Source organism: Promicromonospora sp. Populi (assembly GCF_041081105.1).
Classification (GTDB): domain Bacteria; phylum Actinomycetota; class Actinomycetes; order Actinomycetales; family Cellulomonadaceae; genus Promicromonospora.
The window spans coordinates 1,478,876-1,497,204 of sequence record NZ_CP163528.1 but is presented as its reverse complement, the minus strand read 5'-3'; the positions used below and the strand labels follow the sequence as shown (position 1 = coordinate 1,497,204).

Sequence of the window (18,329 nt, the reverse complement as noted above, 5' to 3'; positions counted from 1 at the left end):
CTGTAGGCGACATACATCGGATCTCTTGGCACACGGCTGGGCCGAATATCCCCTAATCGACTCGTCAGTTCAGCCACTTCCCGGATAAACATCAGGTGTCTTGTTGACACCGCTCAGGGCGGTTGTTTGAATGCTCGCGAGCACTGTCCGGCGCGCAAGCTGGCGCGGGAGACGACGACGTCGACCATCCGGAGGCCGAAGATGACCCGCTGCTCGATCCCATTCCTGCTGCGCCGCCCCGGGCGACGGGCCGTCGCGGCGGCGCTGGCGCTGCTGCTCGCCGCACCCATGTCGGCCGCGGCGGTGGTCCCCGCGGCGGCCGCGCCGCACGCCGCTACCGCGCTGCGCGCCTCCGTCGTCCCGCAGGACACGACAGTCCAGAACGACACAACAGCACCGATGGCCCCAACCGCCCCGGAGGACACCACCGTGCCGGACGACCGACCGCGCCTCGACGGCGCCCCCGACACGATCTGGTTCGACGAGCCGCTGTCGACCGAGGGCAATCACCAGCGCAACTGGGAGCAGCGCGCCCTGCCGATCGGCAACGGCGCCATGGGCGCCGTCGTCTACGGCGGGGTCACCGACGAGAAGATCCAGCTCAACGAGAAGTCGCTCTGGACCGGGGGACCTGGCGCGCAGGGCGGCTACGACTACGGCAACTGGACCGACGGTCGCGGGCCTCAGACGATCGAGGAGGCCCGGCAGCTCATCAACCAGTCGCCGACCGGCGGCATCGCACCAGAGACGATCGCCGACCTGCTGGGCAAGCCGAAGCTGAACTTCGGCTCATACCAGACCTTCGGCGACCTCGACCTGACGATGACCGGCATCGGGGAGGCGAGCGACTACCGCAGGCAGCTCGACATCTCCGACTCGGTGGTGACCACCACGTTCACCGCCGACGGCGTCGGCTACACCCGCGAGTACTTCGCCTCGGCGGCCGACGACGTCGTCGTCGTGCGACTGACTGCCGACCAGCGTGGCCGGATCGGGTTCGACGCGCGGCTCAACCTGCCGGCCGGGCGCACGGAGGTGACCCAGACGGCCGAGGGCGGGCGGCTCACGACGGCGGGGCGGTTGGCAAACAACGGGCTGCGCTTCGAGTCGCAGCTGCAGGTGCTCAACAGCGGCGGGTCGGTGACGAACGGCGACGGGACGATCGGCGTCCGGGGCGCGAGCTCCGTGACGCTCGTGTTCAGCGCCGCTACCGACTTCGCGATGGACTACGCGGCCGACTACCGCACCGGCGTCGACCCCCACGAGCAGGTCACCGAGGCGGTGGACTCGGCGTCGGACCGCGGGTTCAAGAAGCTCCTGAAGCGCCACCAGAGTGACTACCGGGGCCTGTTCGACCGCGCGGAGCTCGACCTCGGCGCCCGGCTTCCCGACATCCCCACCGACGAGCTGCTGGCGGAGTACCGGTCGACCATCGACGCCGAGAGCGCCCGGGCGCTCGAGGAGCTGTACTTCCAGTACGGCCGCTACCTGCTGATCTCGTCCTCGCGCGGCGGCTCGCTCCCGGCGAACCTGCAGGGTGTCTGGAACCGGGTGAACAACCCGCCCTGGGACGCCGACTACCACGTCAACATCAACCTGCAGATGAACTACTGGCCGGCCGAGACGACCAACCTCAGCGAGACCACCGAGCCGTTCTTCGACTACGTGGACTCGATGGTGGCGCCAGGAACGGTGTCGGCGAGCGAGATGTACGGGGCGAGCGGGTGGGCCGTGGGGAACGAGACCAACCCGTACGGGTTCACCGGGTTCCACCAGTACCCGCAGTCGTTCTGGCAGCCCGACGCCGCCGCGTGGCTGGCGCAGCACTACTGGCAGCACTACCTGTTCACCGGGGACGAGGAGTTCCTGCGGGAGCGCGCCTACCCGATGCTCAAGTCCGTCTCCGAGTTCTGGATCGACTTCCTCGTGCGGGACACGGACGGCACCTACGTGGTCACGCCGAGCTACTCGCCCGAGCAGGGCGACTTCACGGTGGGCGCGTCGATCTCGCAGCAGATCGTCACCGAGCTGCTGACCTCGGCCTCGGCGGCCGCCGAGCTCACCGGCGAGGACGACGCCACCTACCTCGCCGACCTCGACGAAAAGCTGCAGGGCATCTACCCGGGCCTCGCCATCGGGTCGTGGGGACAGCTCAAGGAGTGGAAGGTCGAGCAGGCGCTCGACAACCCGACGAACCAGCACCGGCACGTGTCCCACCTGTACGCGCTCTTCCCGGGGACGGCGGTCTCACCCGCCGCGACGCCGGAACTCGCCGAGGCCGCCCGCACCACGCTCGACGGGCGCGGCGACGGCGGTACCGGGTGGTCCAAGGCGTGGAAGATCAACTTCTGGGCGCGGCTGCTCGACGGCGATCGTGCGCACAAGCTGCTCTCCGAACAGCTCAAGGCCTCAACCCTCGACAACCTGTGGGACGACCACCCGCCGTTCCAGATCGACGGCAACTTCGGCGCGACATCGGGCGTCGCGGAGATGCTGCTGCAGAGCCAGGCCGGGCGGATCGACGTGCTGCCCGCGCTGCCGTCGGCCTGGCCGGACGGTTCCTACTCGGGGCTGAAGGCGCGCGGCGACGTCGAGGTCGACGCGACGTGGGCGGACGGATCGGTCCGGCGGATGGAGATCCGGCCCGCGAACGACGGCGAGCTGCGGATCGGCAACCAGATCTTCCAGCCGGGTCTGTTCACGCTGACCGACCACCGGGGCAAGCCAGTCCGGTCCACGGTCGAGGACGGCGTGGTGGTCTTCCAGGGGCAGGCCGGGAAGCGGTACGTGGCCAGGGCCACGGCGGCGCTGTCGATCACGGCGCCTGCGACGGCGGTCTCGGGCGACGAGATCGCGGTCACCGTGCGCGCGTCCGCGATGGGTTCCGCGCCCGTCGAGGATGCGTCCGTGCAGGTCTCGGTGCCAGATGACACGGCGCCGGGCTACCCGGACTGGTCGGCGTCGCCGGCGGAGGTCGCGTTCGGGACCATCCCGGCCGGGGAGAGCGTCGAGCGGACCGTGACCGTCACCGTAGGCCCGGGCAACACCGCGCGTCAGTCGCCGATCACCGCGACGCTGACCGCGGGCGAGGTCACCCTCAGCGACACGACGGTGGTGAACGTGAAACCGCCGACGCCGTGCCCGGTACCCGAGGGCACCCTCGTCGCGTGGAACCTCGGCGGCGACGCCGACGGCGACCAGTCCGGGAACGACCGCGACTGGCGGGTGGAGGGCGCCCTCGACGTGCTCACCGACGGGCCGACCGGCGCGGCCCAGCAGCTCGCGGCCTCGGGCTACGTGACGAGCGTCGAGCCGTTCTCGCTCGGCTATCTCGAGGAGTCGACGTTCGCCGGCGAGTTCCGGATCGATCCCGGCCAGCCGAGCTACCGCCGCCTCTTCGACCACCGGTCGGCCAGCAGCGACTCCGACGGCATCATGATCGACACCACGCCGTCGAACAACATCCGCATCATCACGGCGGGCACCGGGACGACGACGAGCGCCGTGGTCCCGACCGGCCGCTGGTTCGAGCTGGTCGTCACCCTGTCGACCGCCGGCGTAGTCACGGTGTACGTCGACGGCGCGCAGGCGGCCACCGCCACGATCGGGGGCTACCAGGCGGCGAACGCGTGCACGTCGCGCACCCTGCACATCGGCGCGAACCGCAACGGCGGCGAGCGGCAGTCCGGGGGAGTGGACCGGCTGGCGATCTTCGGCCGTGCGCTGACGCCGACGGAGGTGGGCAACTGGCAGGACCTGGCCTTCCTCGTCAGCTAGCCGACCAGTCGGGTGCGGAGTGCCCGCACCTGCCCCGGCGTGAGCCCGGCGTCGGCCAGGTACGCCTCGACCGAGCCGTGCCGGGCGCGCAGGTGCTCCAGCGCGCCGAGGATGACCTGCCGCGAGGGCGGGATCTCGCGCCCGCTCGGGATCTCGCGCTCGGGCGCCAGCGCGGCGTACCGGGCAGCGAGCCGCTCGTTGGTGAGCTCGTAGTCGTCGGCGACGGCGTCGAGGTCCGCCCCGACGAGCAGGAGCGCGAGCGCCACCACGAGCCCCGTGCGGTCCTTCCCGGCGGCGCAGTGCACCAGCACGGGCCCCTCGGGCGCGTCCGCGACGGCCGCCACGGCGCGAACGAACAGCTCGGGACGCCGGTCGAGCAGCCCCGTGTACAGGTGGACCCAGGGCCCCTCCTCGGGGTCGCCTGGCCCCTGTACCGGCAGGTGCAGGTGCGCCGGAAGACCCGCCAGCCGGCTGGGGTACGGACCGGTCTCGTCCGGGCGGCGCAGGTCGATGATCCGCGACAGCCCGTAGGCGGTGGCGGCGGCGACACCGTCGTCGGTCAGGTTGCTGGGGCTGTCGGCGCGCACCAGGGCGCGCGGCAGAACCGCGCCGCCGCCGGTGAGCGGCAGCCCGCCAAGGTCACGTGCGTTGACGCAGCCGGGCCAGTCGAGGTGGAGCGGAGAGTAGTCCGTCACGCCGGGAGGCTATCGCTCCGGGTCGTCGTCGCGGACCGGGATCTTGCCCTTGCGCATCTCGACGGCGATCTGCTCGGCGTCCAGCAGGTCCAGGGCGTTGCCGAGCTGGGCGGAGTCGTAGCTGCCCGTGGACCGGGCGGTGAGCAGCTCCTCGCGCTGGGCGGCGATCGTGGCGAGCCGCAGCTCCCGGTACTGGATGAAGCGCTCCTTGGGGAGGATCGCGTCCGCGTCCTGCGACTCCTGCTCCCGGAACGTGTCCCTGCGCACCCGGGCGACCACACCGGCGTCGTACTCCGTGCCGTCCGGGCGGCGGGGCTCGGCAAGGAAGGTGCGCGCCGCCTGCTCGGTCTCGCGGCGCAGGGCGGGCAGATCGCCGGTCGTGTCCTGATCGACCAGGCCGAGCTTGCGCGTCACCCACGGCAGGGTGCTGCCCTGGACCAGGAGCGTGCCGAACGCGACGCCGAAGGCGACGAGGATCAGGAACGAGCGCCCCGGGATGTCCGCGGGCAGCGTCTGCGCGGCGGCGAGCGTCACCACGCCGCGCATGCCCGCCCACACCAGCAGGGTGCCCTCGCGCCAGCCGAGCGGCTTGGCGAGGTCGTAGTCGATGTCGGCGGTCCGACGCCGGAGCGTCCCCTGGATCCGCTCCAGGCGCGCGGCACGGGAGCGCCGGCCCTTGGGCGCCTCGGCGGCCGCGGGTGGCGCGGCGGCGGCGCGCTGGTCGAGGCGGTCCTGGATGCCCGAGAGGGTCTCGCGTACTGCCTCGCCGCGGCGGGCCCGCCGGGACTGGAGCACGATCAGCGGTGCGACGAACGCGGCGCGCACCACGAGCACCGCGGCACTCGCGATCACGGCTACGACGGCGGCCTGCCAGACCGAACCGGTGCCCGCCTCGGTGTCCTCGATCAGGTCGAAGAGCTGGATGCCCATCACGAGGAACACCGTGCCCTCGAGCAGGAGCTCCACGGTGCGCCAGTTGGACCGTTCGGCTATCCGGTCCTGTGGCCGCAGGTGCCGCGGCGACCCGTTGCCGGTCACGAGGCCCGCCGCCACCACCGCGACCAGGCCCGATGCGCCCAGCTCCTCCGCGGGCAGGTAGGCGAAGAACGGGACGACGAACGACATTGCCGTGCTCAGCGCGGCGTTCTGCAGCCGCTTGCGTACGCGCAGGCCCAGCCAGCCGACGGGCACACCGATGACGACGGCCAGGCCCGCCGCGAACACGAAGTCGCCCACGACCTCCCACAGGCTCACCGTGGCCGCCGTCGCCGCGATCGCCGACCGGAGCAGCACCAGCGCGGACGCGTCGTTGAGCAGGGACTCGCCCTCCAGCATGGTGACGCTGCGCGGGGACGCCCCGAGCCGTTTGACGATGGAGGTCGCCACGGCGTCGGTCGGGCTGACTATGGCGCCCAGGGCGATCGCGGTGGCCAGGTCGATCCCGGGGATCAGCACCCGGAAGAGCAGCCCGATCAGTACCGAGCCGATCACCACGAGCGTCACGGACAGGCCGCCGATGGCGGTGAAGTCGCGCCGGAAGTCCATGGACGGCAGCCCGACCGCCGCCGAGTACAGCAGGGGCGGCAGCACGCCGCCGAGGATCACCTCGGGCGGTACCTCGATGGCGGGCACCCATGGCAGCAGGCTCACCCCGGCGCCGATCACCACCAGCACGAGGGGCGACGCGACCCCGGCCCGGGGTGCGAGTGCCGTCACAGCGATGATCAGGGCCGCGGCGGCGACGCCGATGGCCAGGTACTCCAATGTCTCCACGGCCTGACGTTACGAGACGCAGCCGCCGTCCGCCGACCTGGCGGGCGCGCACCGGCGTGCACGGGCCGCCCGTTGCGCGTAGGTTCGAGGGGGCGGCGGGACCCCGTCGCGCGCAGGGGGTGCACGAGGTGTACCCGTTGAGAGGAGTCGCACATGGGGCTTTTTGACCAGGCCAAGGATTTCGTGACCGACCCGGACAACATCGAGAAGGCGAAGGAGCAGCTCAACGAGGGGAACGTCGACGCTGCTACCGACAAGCTCAAGGAGCTCGCGCCCGACCAGGCCGACGGCCTCATCGACACGCTGGGCGAGAAGGCCAAGGACTTCGGCCAGAGCTGATTCCCCGATCCGCCCGCGGTACGACCGCGGGTCCCGGATCGGTACGATCGAGGGGCACCGTCCGCGGACGGTGCCCCTCGATCCGTTTCTTCTCCAGTTTCCAAGGAGCACTCCTGTGTCCGACGTCGCATCGCCGCCCAGCCCCGTCGACCTCGCCGGTGGCGAGACCCCCGCGCAGAACTTGACGGAGGCGACGACGACCGCTGCCGCGACCACCGGTATCGAGCTGTACCGCGAGCGCCGCGACGTCGTGGTGGTGCGCGTGGACGGCGAGCTGTGGGACCTCGACCGGGAGATCCCGGCCGGCAGCAAGGTCGAGCCGGTGACGCTGGGCGAGCCGGACGGCCTGGCGGTGCTGCGGCACAGCGCCGCGCACGTGCTGGCGCAGGCGGTGCAGCAGGTCAACCCGGACGCGAAGCTGGGCATCGGCCCGCCGGTCACCGACGGTTTCTACTACGACTTCGACGTCGAGACGCCGTTCACGCCCGAGGACCTGAAGAACCTCGACAAGGTCATGGGCCGCATCATCAAGGAGGGCCAGACGTTCCGCCGTCGGGTCGTCACCGAGGACGAGGCCCGCGTGGAGCTGGCGGGCGAGCCGTACAAGCTGGAGCTGATCGGCCTCAAGGGCGGCTCGGGCGACAGCGAGAACGGTGAGGCCGTCGAGGTGGGCGGCGCCGAGCTGACCATCTACGACAACGTCCGGGGCGCGGGTCGCGAGAGCGAGACCGTGGTCTGGAGCGACCTGTGCCGCGGCCCGCACCTGCCGAGCACCCGCCTGATCGGCAACGGCGTGCAGCTCATGCGCTCGGCCGCCGCTTACTGGCGCGGCAGCGAGAAGAACCCGATGCTGCAGCGCGTGTACGGCACGGCGTGGCCCACCAAGGACGAGCTCAAGGCGCACCTGGACCGGCTGGCCGAGGCCGAGCGGCGCGACCACCGGCGCATCGGCGCCGAGATGGACCTGTTCAGCTTCCACGACGAGGTCGGCTCCGGGCTGCCGCTGTTCCACCCCAAGGGTGGCGTGATCAAGCGGGTCATGGAGGACTACGTGCGCCAGCGGCACATCGAGGAGGGGTTCTCCTACGTCGGTACGCCGCACATCAGCAAGGACGGGCTGTTCCACACCTCGGGGCACCTGCCGTACTACTCGGACACCATGTTCCCGGAGATGGACCTCGAGGGGTCCAAGTACCGGCTCAAGGCCATGAACTGCCCGATGCACAACCTGATCTTCGCGTCGCGCGGACGCTCGTACCGAGAGCTGCCGCTGCGCCTGTTCGAGTTCGGCTCGGTCTACCGGTACGAGAAGTCGGGCGTCGTGCAGGGGCTGACCCGCGTGCGCGGCCTGACCCAGGACGACTCGCACTCGTACGTGACGCCGGAGCAGGCGCCGTCGGAGGTCAAGCACCTGCTGAACTTCATGCTCAGCGTGCTGCGCGACTTCGGCCTGGACGAGTTCTACCTGGAGCTGTCCACGCGCGACGACGCGAAGCCGGACAAGTTCGTCGGCTCGGACGAGGACTGGGCCGCCGCGACGAAGATCCTGGAGGAGGTCGGGCGCGAGACCGGGCTGGAGCTCGTGGCGGACCCGGGCGGCGCCGCGTTCTACGGCCCGAAGATCTCCGTGCAGGCGAAGGACGCCATCGGGCGCACCTGGCAGATGGGCACCGTGCAGTACGACTTCAACCAGCCCAAGGGCTTCGGGCTGGAGTACGCGGCTGCCGACGGCACCCGTCAGCAGCCGGTGATGATCCACTCGGCCAAGTTCGGCTCCATCGAGCGGTTCATGGGTGTGCTCATCGAGCACTACGCGGGCGCCTTCCCGGCCTGGCTCGCGCCCGTGCAGGTCAAGCTGGTCCCCGTCGCCGACGCGTTCGACGACTACGTGAAGGACGTCGCCGCGCAGCTCACGGCGCGGGGTATCCGCGTCGAGCTGGACCTCTCCGACGACCGGTTCGGCAAGAAGATCCGCAACGCGTCCAAGGAGAAGGTGCCGTTCACGCTCATCGCCGGCGGTGAGGACGTCGAGGCCGGCGCCGTGTCGTTCCGGTTCCGCGACGGCACGCAGGAGAACGGGGTGCCCGTGGCGGACGCCGTCGAACGCATCGCGGCGGCAGTGGCCGAGCGGTCGCAGCAGGCCTGATGGAGCCCACCGCGCAGGACGCCGCGGACTTCGGCCCGAGGGACGACGGGCTGCAGCGGCTCTGGACGCCGCACCGGATGGTCTACATCGGCGGGCAGGACCGGCCGGCCGACTCGACGGCTCAGACGTGCCCGTTCTGCCGCATCCCGGCGGGCGACGACGAGCAGGGTCTCGTCGTCGCCCGCGGGCAGCGGTGCTATGTAGTGCTGAACCTGTACCCGTACAACTCAGGGCACCTGATGGTGCTCCCGTACCGGCACGTGTCGGACTACACGGACCTGGACGCGGCCGAGACCGTGGAGCTGGCGCAGATGACTCAGCAGGCCATGCGCGTGTCGCGCGCCGTGTATGCCCCGGCAGGCTTCAACCTAGGTATCAACCAGGGCGAGGTCGCAGGTGCGGGCATTGCCGCGCACCTGCACCAGCACGTGGTGCCCCGCTGGCTGGGCGACGCGAACTTCCTGCCCGTGGTGGGCCAGACCAAGGCGATGCCCGAGCTGCTGGGGGACACCCGCCGTCGGCTCGCCCAGGCCTGGGGGACCGTGGGGGGTCGAGAGGAGATCTGATGTTACGGAGCCTGCGCTCCTTCATGGGCAGGGTGTTCACCCCCCTGGCCCGCCTGCTGCTCGCGCTGCGGGTCTCGCCCGACGCCGTGACCATCGCCGGCACGCTGATCGTCACAGCGATCTCCCTGACGCTGTTCCCCCTGGGGTACACGCTCGTGGGCGGGCTCCTGGTCGGCTTCTTCGTCCTGTTCGACTCGCTCGACGGCGTGATGGCGCGGATGGCGGGCCGCTCCGGGCCGTGGGGCGCGTTCCTGGACTCCACGCTGGACCGCGTGGCCGACGGCGCCGTGTTCGCCGGGATCACGCTCTGGTTCGTGCTGCACCCCGACGAGCACCACGGCATCTGGGGCATCGCCGCGGCGCTCGCGTGCCTGGTGCTGGGCAGCGTGGTCCCGTACGCGCGGGCCCGGGCCGAGAGTGTCGGCGCGACCGCCCAGGTCGGCATCGCCGAGCGGGCCGACCGGCTCCTGCTGGCGCTGGTCCCGTTCACGTTCATGCAGATCGGCCTGCCCGTGGTGGTCACCGAGGTGATGCTGACCCTGCTGGCGCTCGCGAGCCTGGTCACGGTGTTCCAGCGGATGTCGACGGTGCGGGCTCAGCTCACGCGGCGGGTCGCCTGATGGACCTCGCGGCCGTGTACACGTTCGCGTGGCGGAACGCCACGAAGGTCCCCGAGCCGCTGCTCCGCGGCCTGTTCACGGTGGTCGCCGACCTCACGTGGCTGCGCCGCACCAAGAGCGTGCGGCGCATGGAGGCCAACTACGCGCGCGTCCGGCCCGACCTGGACGCCGCCGCGGTGCGCCGGCTGTCCCGCACCGGCATGCGCAGCTACATGCGCTACTTCCGGGAGGCGTTCACCCTGCAGGGTGTCAGTCCCGAGCGGCTGCGCGCCCGGGTGCGCGTGGAGGGCTACGACGAGCACGTACGGCCCGTGGTCGACGCCGGCGGCTCCGTCTCGCTCGCCCTGGGACACCTCGGCAACTGGGACCTGGCCGGCGCGTACGCCTCGCGTCACCTCGCCGACGTGCTCTCCGTGGCCGAACGGCTAAAGCCGGAGGAGCTGTTCGAGGAGTTCCTGCGGTTCCGCAACTCCATCGGCATCGAGGTGCTGGCCCTGGGCCAGGGCGACGTGCTCGGCTCCCTGGTCCGGGGTGCCAAGGAGGGCCACAAGCTCATCCCGCTGCTCAGCGACCGCGACCTCACCTCGACCGGCATCGAGGTCGACCTCGCGGGGCACCGCGCCCGCGTAGCGGCCGGGCCCGCGCTGCTCGGCCTGGAGGCCGGCATCCCCGTGCACGCGGTGGGGGTCACCTACGAGCGGCTGCGCGGCACCCGCCGTCGGGCAGCAGGGACACCCTGGGGGATCGTCATCCACTTCTATCCACCCCTGCCCGTGCCCGACGCCGAGCTGCCGCGCGACGAGCGGGCACGCCTGCTCACGCAGGGCTGGGTGGACCAGGTGGCGCAGACGATCGTCGAGCACACCCACGACTGGCACATGCTGCAGCGCGTCTTCATCGCCGACCTCGGGCCCGCCCGGCAGAACGCCGCCCGGCGGGCGGCCGGATGAGGGCCGGACGACGGCGCGGCCACCGCACCCTCCGCATCGGCATCGTCTGCCCCTACTCGTTCGACGCCCCCGGCGGCGTCCAGTTCCATGTGCGCGACCTCGCCGAGGCCCTGCAGGCCGCCGGGCACGAGGTGTCCGTGCTGGCCCCCTCCAGCGACGACACGGAGCTACCCGCCGTCGTCACCGCCGCAGGCCGGGCGGTGCCCGTGCCCTACAACGGGTCGGTCGCACGGCTCACCTTCGGGCCGCTGACCGCCACCCGGGTGCGCCGCTGGCTGGAGGGCGGCATCAACGGCCGCCCCTACGACATCGTGCACCTGCACGAACCGATGGTGCCGTCCCTCTCCATGCTCGCCCTGTGGCAGGCCACCGAGCCCGTGGTCGCCACCTTCCACACCTCCCAGGTGCGGTCCCGGGCGCTCCAGGTCGCCTACCCGCTCGTGCGGCAGTCCCTGGAGAAGATCGCCGCCCGCATCGCCGTCTCCGAGGACGCGCGCCGCACGCTCGTGGACCACCTCGGCGGCGACGCCGTCGTCATCCCCAACGGGGTCTACACGGAAGTCTTCGCGAACAGCCCCCGGCGGCCCGAGTGGACCGGGACGCCCGACGCGCCAACCATCGCGTTCCTCGGCCGGCTCGACGAGCCGCGCAAAGGCCTGAACATCCTGGTCCAGGCGATCCCCGCCATCCTCGACACGATCCCCGGCGCACGGTTCCTCGTGGCCGGGCGCGGCAACGGCATAGTCGCCGAGACCCGGGAGCTGCTGGGTCGGCGTTCGTCGTCGGTCGAGTTTCTGGGCGGCGTGTCCGACGCCGACAAGGCCGCGCTGCTCGCCTCCGCCGACCTGTACATCGCCCCGCAGACCGGCGGCGAGAGCTTCGGCATCGTGCTCGTGGAGGCCATGAGCGCCGGGTCCGTGGTCGTCGCCAGCGACCTGGGCGCCTTCCAGCGCGTCCTGGACGACGGCGCAGCGGGCGCCCTGTTCCGCACCGGCGACCCTGCCGACCTCGCCGCGACCGTGCTGGCCCTGCTGGCCGACCCCGCGCGCCGCGACGCCTACCGCGACCACGCCGCCCGCTGGGTCCAGCGCTTCGACTGGTCCGGCGTGACCGAGCAGGTCCTCGCCGTCTACGAGATGACGCTCGCCGCCGACAACGCGATCGGCGGCGACGTCGTCGGGCGCATCATGGGCCTGTTCCCGCGCCGCGTCGGAGGTGACGCATGACCTGGTCCGAGATGGCGCTCGTCGCCGTAGGGGCGCTCGCGATCGGCCTGATGCTCGCCTGGCGGGGCGCGTCCCGCCTCGACCGGCTCCACCGCAAGGTCGCCGCGTCCCGCATAGCGCTCGATGCGGAGCTCGTACGGCGGGCGTCCACCGCCGTGGAGCTGGCAGCGTCGGGCGCCCTGGACCCGGCCAGTGCCGTCCTCGTGGCCGACGCCGCCTATGCGGCGTCCGACGCCGGAGCCGTCACCTCACCCGCCGCCGCCCTGAAGATGGACGGGCTGGGCCCGGACCGTGAACGGGCCGAGTCCGGGCTCACCGGCACCCTCCGGGAAGCTCTGGGCTCACCGGAGTCGGTAGCGCTGCTGCGGGCCGGGCCCTCGGGCGAGGTCGTCGAGGCGCTCGCGGCCACCTGGTACCGCGTGACGCTCGCCCGCCGGTTCCACAACGAGGCAGTCGCGCAGACCCAGCGGGTGCGCCGGCTCTGGTACGTCCGCCTGTTCTACCTGGCCGGACGCGCCCCGATGCCGCGCACCGTGGAGCTGGACGACGCGCTGCCGCACGCCCTGGAGATGGGCGGCGGTTGACCACCATGTGAGCAGCTGGCTGAGCGGGCCGGGGCTTACCAGGGCGGGCGATAGAATCCGACAAGGCGCCGACAGCGCCCGGAACGACCCCGTCGATCCCACCGGCGAGAACCAATGCGAGGTAACCGTGACTGAATCCGTGACCGGCGAGAACACTGTGGGCACGGTCGGCACCGCGCGCGTGAAGCGCGGCATGGCCGAGATGCTCAAGGGCGGCGTCATCATGGACGTCGTCACGCCCGACCAGGCGAAGATCGCCGAGGACGCGGGCGCGGTGGCCGTCATGGCGCTGGAGCGGGTCCCCGCGGACATCCGCGCACAGGGCGGCGTCTCGCGCATGAGCGACCCCGACATGGTCGACGGCATCATCGAGGCCGTCTCGATCCCCGTGATGGCGAAGGCGCGCATCGGGCACTTCGTCGAGGCCCAGGTGCTGCAGTCGCTCGGCGTCGACTACATCGACGAGTCCGAGGTGCTGACCCCCGCGGACTACGCGAACCACATCGAGAAGTGGAACTTCACCGTGCCGTTCGTGTGCGGTGCTACCAACCTGGGTGAGGCGCTGCGCCGCATCACCGAGGGCGCGGCGATGATCCGCTCCAAGGGCGAGGCCGGCACGGGCGACGTGTCCAACGCCACCACGCACATGCGCCAGATCCGCCAGCAGATCCGCCGGCTGACCTCGCTGCCGGAGGACGAGCTGTTCGTCGCCGCCAAGGAGCTGCAGGCGCCGTACGAGCTGGTGGCGGAGGTGGCCCGCACGGGCAAGCTGCCGGTTGTGCTGTTCACCGCGGGCGGCATCGCCACCCCGGCCGACGCCGCGATGATGATGCAGCTCGGCGCCGAGGGTGTGTTCGTCGGCTCGGGCATCTTCAAGTCGGGCAACCCCGAGCAGCGCGCCAAGGCGATCGTGCAGGCCACCACGTTCTTCGACGACGCCGACGTGATCGCCAAGGTCTCGCGCGGGCTGGGCGAGGCGATGGTCGGCATCAACGTCGACGAGATCCCGGAGCCGCACCGGCTGGCGGAGCGCGGTTGGTGAGAGCCCGCTCTCCCGACTGACGGAGAGGCCCCGCGGACGTCATGTCTGCGGGGCCTCTCTGCTTTCCCGGGCAAGGTGGGTCGCCCGAGGGTCGTGGTCACGGTGCGAGCATGCGCAGCGGGACGACGTCAACTCCGTCCGGTCGTCGGGTTGCCATGCCCCCGTTGGTCAGTACCGCGAGGAAGGCGCACCGGTTGTCATCGACGAGTGCGGCCATCTTCTTCAGGTTCGTCGCGGCGGTGTCGATGACGTTCGTCGCTGTGCCGAGCTTGATCTCGAATGCTCCCCAGCGGCCGTCGTGGAGTTCCACGATGGCGTCCACCTCGAGCTTGTCGTAGTCGCGGTAGTACGACACGCGCCCTCCCAGCGGCTGGCTGTACACGCGCAGGTCGCGCACTGCCAGGGACTCGAACAGCATCCCGAGTGTCTTGACGTCGGTGGCCAGGGGTTCCACCCCGACCTGGAGCGCGGCAACGGCCAGCGACGGGTCGACGAAGTGCCGCTTCGGAGAGGCCTGCAGGCGGCGCGCGGAGCGCATGCTCGGCCCCCACGCGGGCTGGTCCTCGACCAGTCGCAGACGGCGCAGGGCGTCCAGGTGGGTACTGACCGCGTCCCGGCTGGTCGCGTCGGGTCCTCTTTCCGGCGCCTCACCTTCGCGGAGGTCCTTGGCGATAGTGACTTCGCTCATCGGGGTCGAGACGCCTCGGGCGAACGAGCGCATCACGCGGAGGGCCACCTCGGGGTCCTTGCCGCTTCCGGTGGCTCTCTGGATGTCGTAGCGGCGCACCACGTCCAGGTAGTCCCGGTTGGTCAGCAGTGCGTCGGCGGTGTTGAGGCCGACGTTGACCGGCCAGCCGCCGATGGCGACACGTTCGGCGATCCGCTCGCGTGCGCTTGTCGGGGTCCAGTCCGGGTCGAAGGCGCGGGGCGCTTCGCCGTCGAACATCGCGGCGAGCGAGACCTGCCCGGTCGAGTGCCCGGTCTCGTACAGGCTCATGGGGCGCATCTGTATGACGGCGAACCGTCCCGCTCCCGTGTGTCGGCGGGCGTCGTCGTCGGGCGTGGCCGAACCGGTAAGGATGAACTGTCCCTTTGCCTGGCGGTCGTCGACGGCTCGGCGCACGAGGTTCCACAACGGAGGGTGCGCCTGCCATTCGTCCAGCAGGACCGGGGTCTCGCCCTGCAGCAACATCGACGGGCCAGCCTACAACTTTCAGGATCTGTGGCATGCAACTTTCGGAACGTTGCGTAGGCAGATTTCGTGATCGGGCCCATCGCGGCCTGAGCCGAGCGCTACCAGGGCGACGGCTCGTAGTCCTTGAGGAAGCAGCCGTACAGGTCGGTCCCGGCCTCGCCCTGGACGATCGGGTCGTAGACGCGGGCGGCGCCGTCGACCAGGTCGAGGGGCGCGTGCCAGCCCTCGGCGGCGAGGCGCAGCTTCTCCTGGTGCGGGCGCTCGTCCGTGATCCACCCGGTGTCCACCGCGGTCATCAGGACCCGGTCCTTCTCGAACATCTCCGCGGCGGAGGTCCGGGTCAGCATGTTGAGGGCGGCCTTGGCCATGTTGGTGTGCGGGTGTCCCGCGCCCTTGTAACGTCGGGAGAACTGCCCCTCCATCGCCGAGACGTTGACGACGTACCCGCGTCGCGCCTTGGACGTCGCGGCCCGCATCGCGGGCCGCAGCCGGGAGATGAGCAGGAACGGCGCGATCGCGTTGCAGAGCTGGACCTCCAGGAGCTCCAGCGGGTCGACCTCGTCCACGACCTGGGTCCACGAGTTGGTCGTCTGCAGGTCGGGGAGCAGCCCGCCGGCATCGACGGCCGTGCCGGCCAGGTGGGCATCCAGGGAGGCCGAGCCCGCCCGGAGCGCCAGCGCCGTCAGGGACGCCGCGGTGTGCATGGCGACGGCGTCGTCCTGCGACTGCCCCTCGTGGTGGGCGACCGACAGGGCGGTCAGCGCCCCCGCGATCGCAGCAGGGTGCGCCTCCGAGATGTGATCGAACGTGACCATCTCTGGCGCTACCAGCCCGTGGGGAAGCGGGGCGACCGGCGACGACTCGCCCGTGACGAGCTGCGAGTAGGACCCCGGGGACCGGCGGACCGTCTGGCAGGCGTTGTTGACCAGGATGTCCAGCGGGCCCGCCGCGGCGACGTCGTCGGCCAGGGCGATCACCTGGGTGGGATCGCGCAGGTCGATCCCGACGATCTTGAGCCGGTGCAGCCAGTCCGCGGCGTCGGGCATCGCCGAGAAGCGGCGCACCGCGTCCTTCGGGAAGCGGGTGGTGATGGTGAGGTGAGCGCCGTCGCGCAGCAGACGTAACGCGATGTACATGCCGATCTTCGCCCGGCCCCCGGTGAGCAGGGCGCGGCGGCCGGTCAGGTCCGTGCGCTGGTCGCGCCGCGCGTGGCTCTTCGCGGCACAGTCCGGGCACAGCCAGTGATAGAACGAGTCGACCAGCGTGTAGTCCGTCTTGCAGATGTAGCAGCCGCGGGCGGTGCGCAGCTCCCCGGCGAACGCCCCCGGCGCGTTCGAGACCAGCGGGATGCCGGCGGTCTCGTCGTCGATCCGCGCCGCCGAACCGGTCGCCGTCTGCTCGATGACGCTCCGGTCGTGCGCCTGGATCTCCTCACGGACCGCTGCCTTGCGGGATTTCTTGAGCAGCTTCCACATGTAACCGGTCGCCCGTTTGACCGTCTGGACATCGGGATGGTTGGGGTCGAGGTCCTTGAGCCGGCCCAGCACCCGAAGGGTCGTGGCGAGCTCGTCCGGGTCGATCCCCGCGTTCGTTGGCACCGCCGTAGGGTAACTGGCGCCTGGGCTCGGCGCCCTGCTCGCACCGGTTCTACTGGCTGTGACGGGGCCGACACATCGTGCACAGGACCCCTTCCGTGCTCAGGCCGCTTCGAGGACGAAGAAGAGGAACGCGAAGAAGGCGCTCCGCTCGCCCGCCGCGAGGCGGGGCGGGAGGAGGTCGCGTGGCGTGTCCGGGGCGGGCGGGGGTTCGCTCACGACGGCGATGCGGAAGCCCGCGGCGGTGAAAGCGTCGGTCATCGCGTGCAGAGGCCTGTTCCAGAACGTGAGGGTCGCCTTCGTGCCGGCGAACTCGAACTCTTCCGAGTACTGCCTCAGCGCGAAGTTGTCCTCCGTCGGGTAGCTGAACGCGTGGACGAAGGGATGGTTGACGGACAGGATGAGCCGCCCACCCGGCTTGAGGATCCGCCGGATCTCTGCGAGCGGTGCGGACCAGTCCTTGAGGTAGTGCAGCACGAGGGAGGCGATGACGTCGTCGAACCTGTCGTCCGCGTACGGCAGAGGCTGCCCGAGGTCGGCGACGCGCAGCGGCACGTCGTTGCCGAGCCGTTGTCGTGCCAGGTCGATCATCGCGGGGCTGCCGTCGAACCCGGTCATCACCGCGCCTCTGGCCTGCAGTTCCGCGGTGATCGGTCCGGCACCGCACCCCGCGTCGAGTATCCGTCGCCCCGTGACGTCGCCAGCCAGGCGGACCAGAGCGGGCCGGTTGTAGTAGGCGTTGAGCAGGCTGTCCACGTTCTCGGCGTCGTAGCTGTCGGCGAAGCCGTCGTAGTGATCCGCGTTCATCGGGTCCCCTTCGTGGGTGCTCGTCCGCATGGCGGCGAACCTATCGGGGCCCGGCCCCGTGAGAGCCCTTGTCCTTCCGGTCCGAACGCGATCTCCAGCTTTCCTGCCCAGCGTCGGCAGACAGCGCCGAGACGTGCACGGTCCGTCCACTGCGATGGTTGGGGTCGAGGTCCTTGTGCCGGCCCAGCACCCGAAGGTGGTGGCAAGCCCGGCCGGATGGCCGCAGGGCCGATCCTGATATCAATACTCGCGAATCTTGATATCAACGGGGTAAGGTGTGTGCGTTGGAGGTGGTCACCATGACTCGTACCGTGATCGACATGGACGACGAGAAGCTCGCCGCGGCGGCGGAGATTTTCGGGACGACGACGAAGGTTGCGACGGTGAATGCGGCCCTGGAGGACGCGATCAAGCGGCGCAAGCGGGAGCAGTTCTTCGACTGGCTGGACGAGGGTGGCCTCCCGGACCTGACCGGGCCGATCCAGCGGGCCGACGGCAACGCCCAGGGCGCCGCCTGACCGTGGCGACGCGCTACCTGATCGACAAGTCCGCGTTCGCCCGCTACTCGAAGCCCGCAGCCCGGGATGTGCTCCAACCGCTGCATCAGGCCGGACGCCTGGCGATCTGCGGTGCTGTCGAGCTGGAGGTCATGCACTCTGCCCGGTCGAAAAGCGACGCGGAACGGATCCGCGACGGGCTGCGAGGCTTTGACTGGCTGCCCACTCCGGACGAGGTCTGGGATCGTGCCGCCGAGGTGCAGGCACAGCTGGTTGGCGCAGGGAACTGGCGGGCCTTGTCGGTGGCAGATCTCGTGATCGCAGCGGTCGCCGAGCGGCACCAGGCCTCAGTCCTGCACTACGACGGTGACTTCGACATGATCGCCGCCGTCACCGGTCAGCCCACCCAATGGGTGGTCCCGCCGGGCTCTGCGGACTAGGAGCCCGGCCGAGCATGCCTGATGGACGCAGTCGACGCCGGCCTTCGACGGGTCGCGGACCTGTGACGGTCGACCCG

Annotated in this window: 16 protein-coding genes; 11 read left to right on the top strand and 5 right to left on the bottom strand. The window is 70.9% G+C overall.

Features of this window, described 5'->3' with window-relative positions:
• The first annotated feature begins 201 nt into the window (after positions 1-201).
• Positions 202-3,777, top strand: coding sequence for a glycoside hydrolase N-terminal domain-containing protein (locus AB1046_RS06660; protein ID WP_369373602.1), 3,576 nt, complete (start codon positions 202-204; stop codon positions 3,775-3,777).
• Here AB1046_RS06660 and AB1046_RS06655 read toward each other — a convergent pair.
• A complete protein-coding gene (locus AB1046_RS06655; RefSeq protein ID WP_369373600.1) occupies positions 3,774-4,472 on the bottom strand; it encodes a tyrosine-protein phosphatase in 699 nt (232 codons plus the stop codon). The two genes, AB1046_RS06660 and AB1046_RS06655, sit on opposite strands and share 4 nt — an antisense overlap.
• A 9-nt stretch (positions 4,473-4,481) precedes the next feature.
• Positions 4,482-6,245, bottom strand: coding sequence for a cation:proton antiporter (locus tag AB1046_RS06650; protein WP_369373598.1), 1,764 nt, complete (start codon positions 6,243-6,245; stop codon positions 4,482-4,484).
• 153 nt (positions 6,246-6,398) lie between these two features.
• Here AB1046_RS06650 and AB1046_RS06645 point away from each other — a divergent pair, with 153 nt between their 5' ends.
• The 8 genes from AB1046_RS06645 to pdxS all read left to right on the top strand — a co-directional run bounded on the left by AB1046_RS06645 (position 6,399) and on the right by pdxS (position 13,718).
• Positions 6,399-6,584, top strand: coding sequence for a hypothetical protein (locus AB1046_RS06645; protein WP_369373596.1), 186 nt, complete (start codon positions 6,399-6,401; stop codon positions 6,582-6,584).
• A gap of 181 nt (positions 6,585-6,765) precedes the next feature.
• Entirely contained in the window at positions 6,766-8,730 is a 1,965-nt protein-coding gene (gene thrS, locus AB1046_RS06640) for a threonine--tRNA ligase (protein WP_369375604.1), read from the top strand.
• The gene (locus tag AB1046_RS06635; protein WP_369373594.1) at positions 8,730-9,296 is read left to right on the top strand and encodes an HIT domain-containing protein; all 567 of its coding nucleotides are present in this window, start codon (positions 8,730-8,732) and stop codon (positions 9,294-9,296) included. The genes thrS and AB1046_RS06635 overlap by 1 nt, the downstream gene beginning before the upstream one ends.
• A complete protein-coding gene (gene pgsA / locus AB1046_RS06630) occupies positions 9,296-9,916 on the top strand; it encodes a phosphatidylinositol phosphate synthase (RefSeq protein WP_369373592.1) in 621 nt (206 codons plus the stop codon). The genes AB1046_RS06635 and pgsA overlap by 1 nt, the downstream gene beginning before the upstream one ends.
• Positions 9,916-10,866 (top strand): phosphatidylinositol mannoside acyltransferase, encoded by a 951-nt coding sequence (locus AB1046_RS06625; RefSeq protein WP_369373590.1) that lies wholly within the window; start codon positions 9,916-9,918, stop codon positions 10,864-10,866. Before pgsA ends, AB1046_RS06625 begins: the two co-directional genes overlap by 1 nt.
• Complete coding sequence (locus tag AB1046_RS06620) at positions 10,863-12,092, top strand: glycosyltransferase family 4 protein (protein WP_369373588.1); 1,230 nt, start codon at positions 10,863-10,865, stop codon at positions 12,090-12,092. Before AB1046_RS06625 ends, AB1046_RS06620 begins: the two co-directional genes overlap by 4 nt.
• Positions 12,089-12,676: a hypothetical protein gene (locus AB1046_RS06615; RefSeq protein WP_369373586.1), complete on the top strand. Its 588-nt coding sequence runs from the start codon at positions 12,089-12,091 to the stop codon at positions 12,674-12,676. Before AB1046_RS06620 ends, AB1046_RS06615 begins: the two co-directional genes overlap by 4 nt.
• 139 nt (positions 12,677-12,815) lie before the next feature.
• Positions 12,816-13,718 (top strand): pyridoxal 5'-phosphate synthase lyase subunit PdxS, encoded by a 903-nt coding sequence (pdxS, locus tag AB1046_RS06610; RefSeq protein ID WP_369375602.1) that lies wholly within the window; start codon positions 12,816-12,818, stop codon positions 13,716-13,718.
• 97 nt (positions 13,719-13,815) lie between these two features.
• Here pdxS and AB1046_RS06605 read toward each other — a convergent pair whose 3' ends face one another.
• The 3 genes from AB1046_RS06605 to AB1046_RS06595 all read right to left on the bottom strand — a co-directional run bounded on the left by AB1046_RS06605 (position 13,816) and on the right by AB1046_RS06595 (position 17,315).
• Entirely contained in the window at positions 13,816-14,910 is a 1,095-nt protein-coding gene (locus AB1046_RS06605) for an ATP-binding protein (RefSeq protein ID WP_369373584.1), read from the bottom strand.
• Between the two features lie 101 nt (positions 14,911-15,011).
• Positions 15,012-16,511 (bottom strand): SDR family NAD(P)-dependent oxidoreductase, encoded by a 1,500-nt coding sequence (locus tag AB1046_RS06600; protein WP_369373582.1) that lies wholly within the window; start codon positions 16,509-16,511, stop codon positions 15,012-15,014.
• Positions 16,512-16,610: 99 nt separating this feature from the next.
• Positions 16,611-17,315 carry a class I SAM-dependent methyltransferase gene (locus tag AB1046_RS06595; RefSeq protein ID WP_369373580.1) on the bottom strand — a complete coding sequence of 235 codons (705 nt, stop codon included), beginning with the start codon at positions 17,313-17,315 and terminating at the stop codon, positions 16,611-16,613.
• Positions 17,316-17,614: 299 nt separating this feature from the next.
• Here AB1046_RS06595 and AB1046_RS06590 point away from each other — a divergent pair, with 299 nt between their 5' ends.
• Both AB1046_RS06590 and AB1046_RS06585 read left to right on the top strand, forming a co-directional pair.
• Positions 17,615-17,833: a type II toxin-antitoxin system VapB family antitoxin gene (locus AB1046_RS06590; RefSeq protein WP_369373578.1), complete on the top strand. Its 219-nt coding sequence runs from the start codon at positions 17,615-17,617 to the stop codon at positions 17,831-17,833.
• A 2-nt stretch (positions 17,834-17,835) separates the two neighbouring features.
• Entirely contained in the window at positions 17,836-18,252 is a 417-nt protein-coding gene (locus AB1046_RS06585) for a PIN domain nuclease (RefSeq protein ID WP_369373576.1), read from the top strand.
• Positions 18,253-18,329 lie beyond the last annotated feature (77 nt).

What these genes read in the sequence shown, in the direction of transcription:
- AB1046_RS06660 (WP_369373602.1), top strand. Translation starts at nt 202, where the DNA reads ATGACCCGCTGCTCGATCCCATTCCTGCTGCGCCGCCCCGGGCGACGG.
- AB1046_RS06645 (WP_369373596.1), top strand. Translation starts at nt 6,399, where the DNA reads ATGGGGCTTTTTGACCAGGCCAAGGATTTCGTGACCGACCCGGACAAC.
- AB1046_RS06635 (WP_369373594.1), top strand. Translation starts at nt 8,730, where the DNA reads ATGGAGCCCACCGCGCAGGACGCCGCGGACTTCGGCCCGAGGGACGAC.
- pgsA (WP_369373592.1), top strand. Translation starts at nt 9,296, where the DNA reads ATGTTACGGAGCCTGCGCTCCTTCATGGGCAGGGTGTTCACCCCCCTG.
- AB1046_RS06625 (WP_369373590.1), top strand. Translation starts at nt 9,916, where the DNA reads ATGGACCTCGCGGCCGTGTACACGTTCGCGTGGCGGAACGCCACGAAG.
- AB1046_RS06620 (WP_369373588.1), top strand. Translation starts at nt 10,863, where the DNA reads ATGAGGGCCGGACGACGGCGCGGCCACCGCACCCTCCGCATCGGCATC.
- AB1046_RS06615 (WP_369373586.1), top strand. Translation starts at nt 12,089, where the DNA reads ATGACCTGGTCCGAGATGGCGCTCGTCGCCGTAGGGGCGCTCGCGATC.
- AB1046_RS06605 (WP_369373584.1), bottom strand. Translation starts at nt 14,910, where the DNA reads ATGTTGCTGCAGGGCGAGACCCCGGTCCTGCTGGACGAATGGCAGGCG.
- AB1046_RS06595 (WP_369373580.1), bottom strand. Translation starts at nt 17,315, where the DNA reads ATGAACGCGGATCACTACGACGGCTTCGCCGACAGCTACGACGCCGAG.
- AB1046_RS06590 (WP_369373578.1), top strand. Translation starts at nt 17,615, where the DNA reads ATGACTCGTACCGTGATCGACATGGACGACGAGAAGCTCGCCGCGGCG.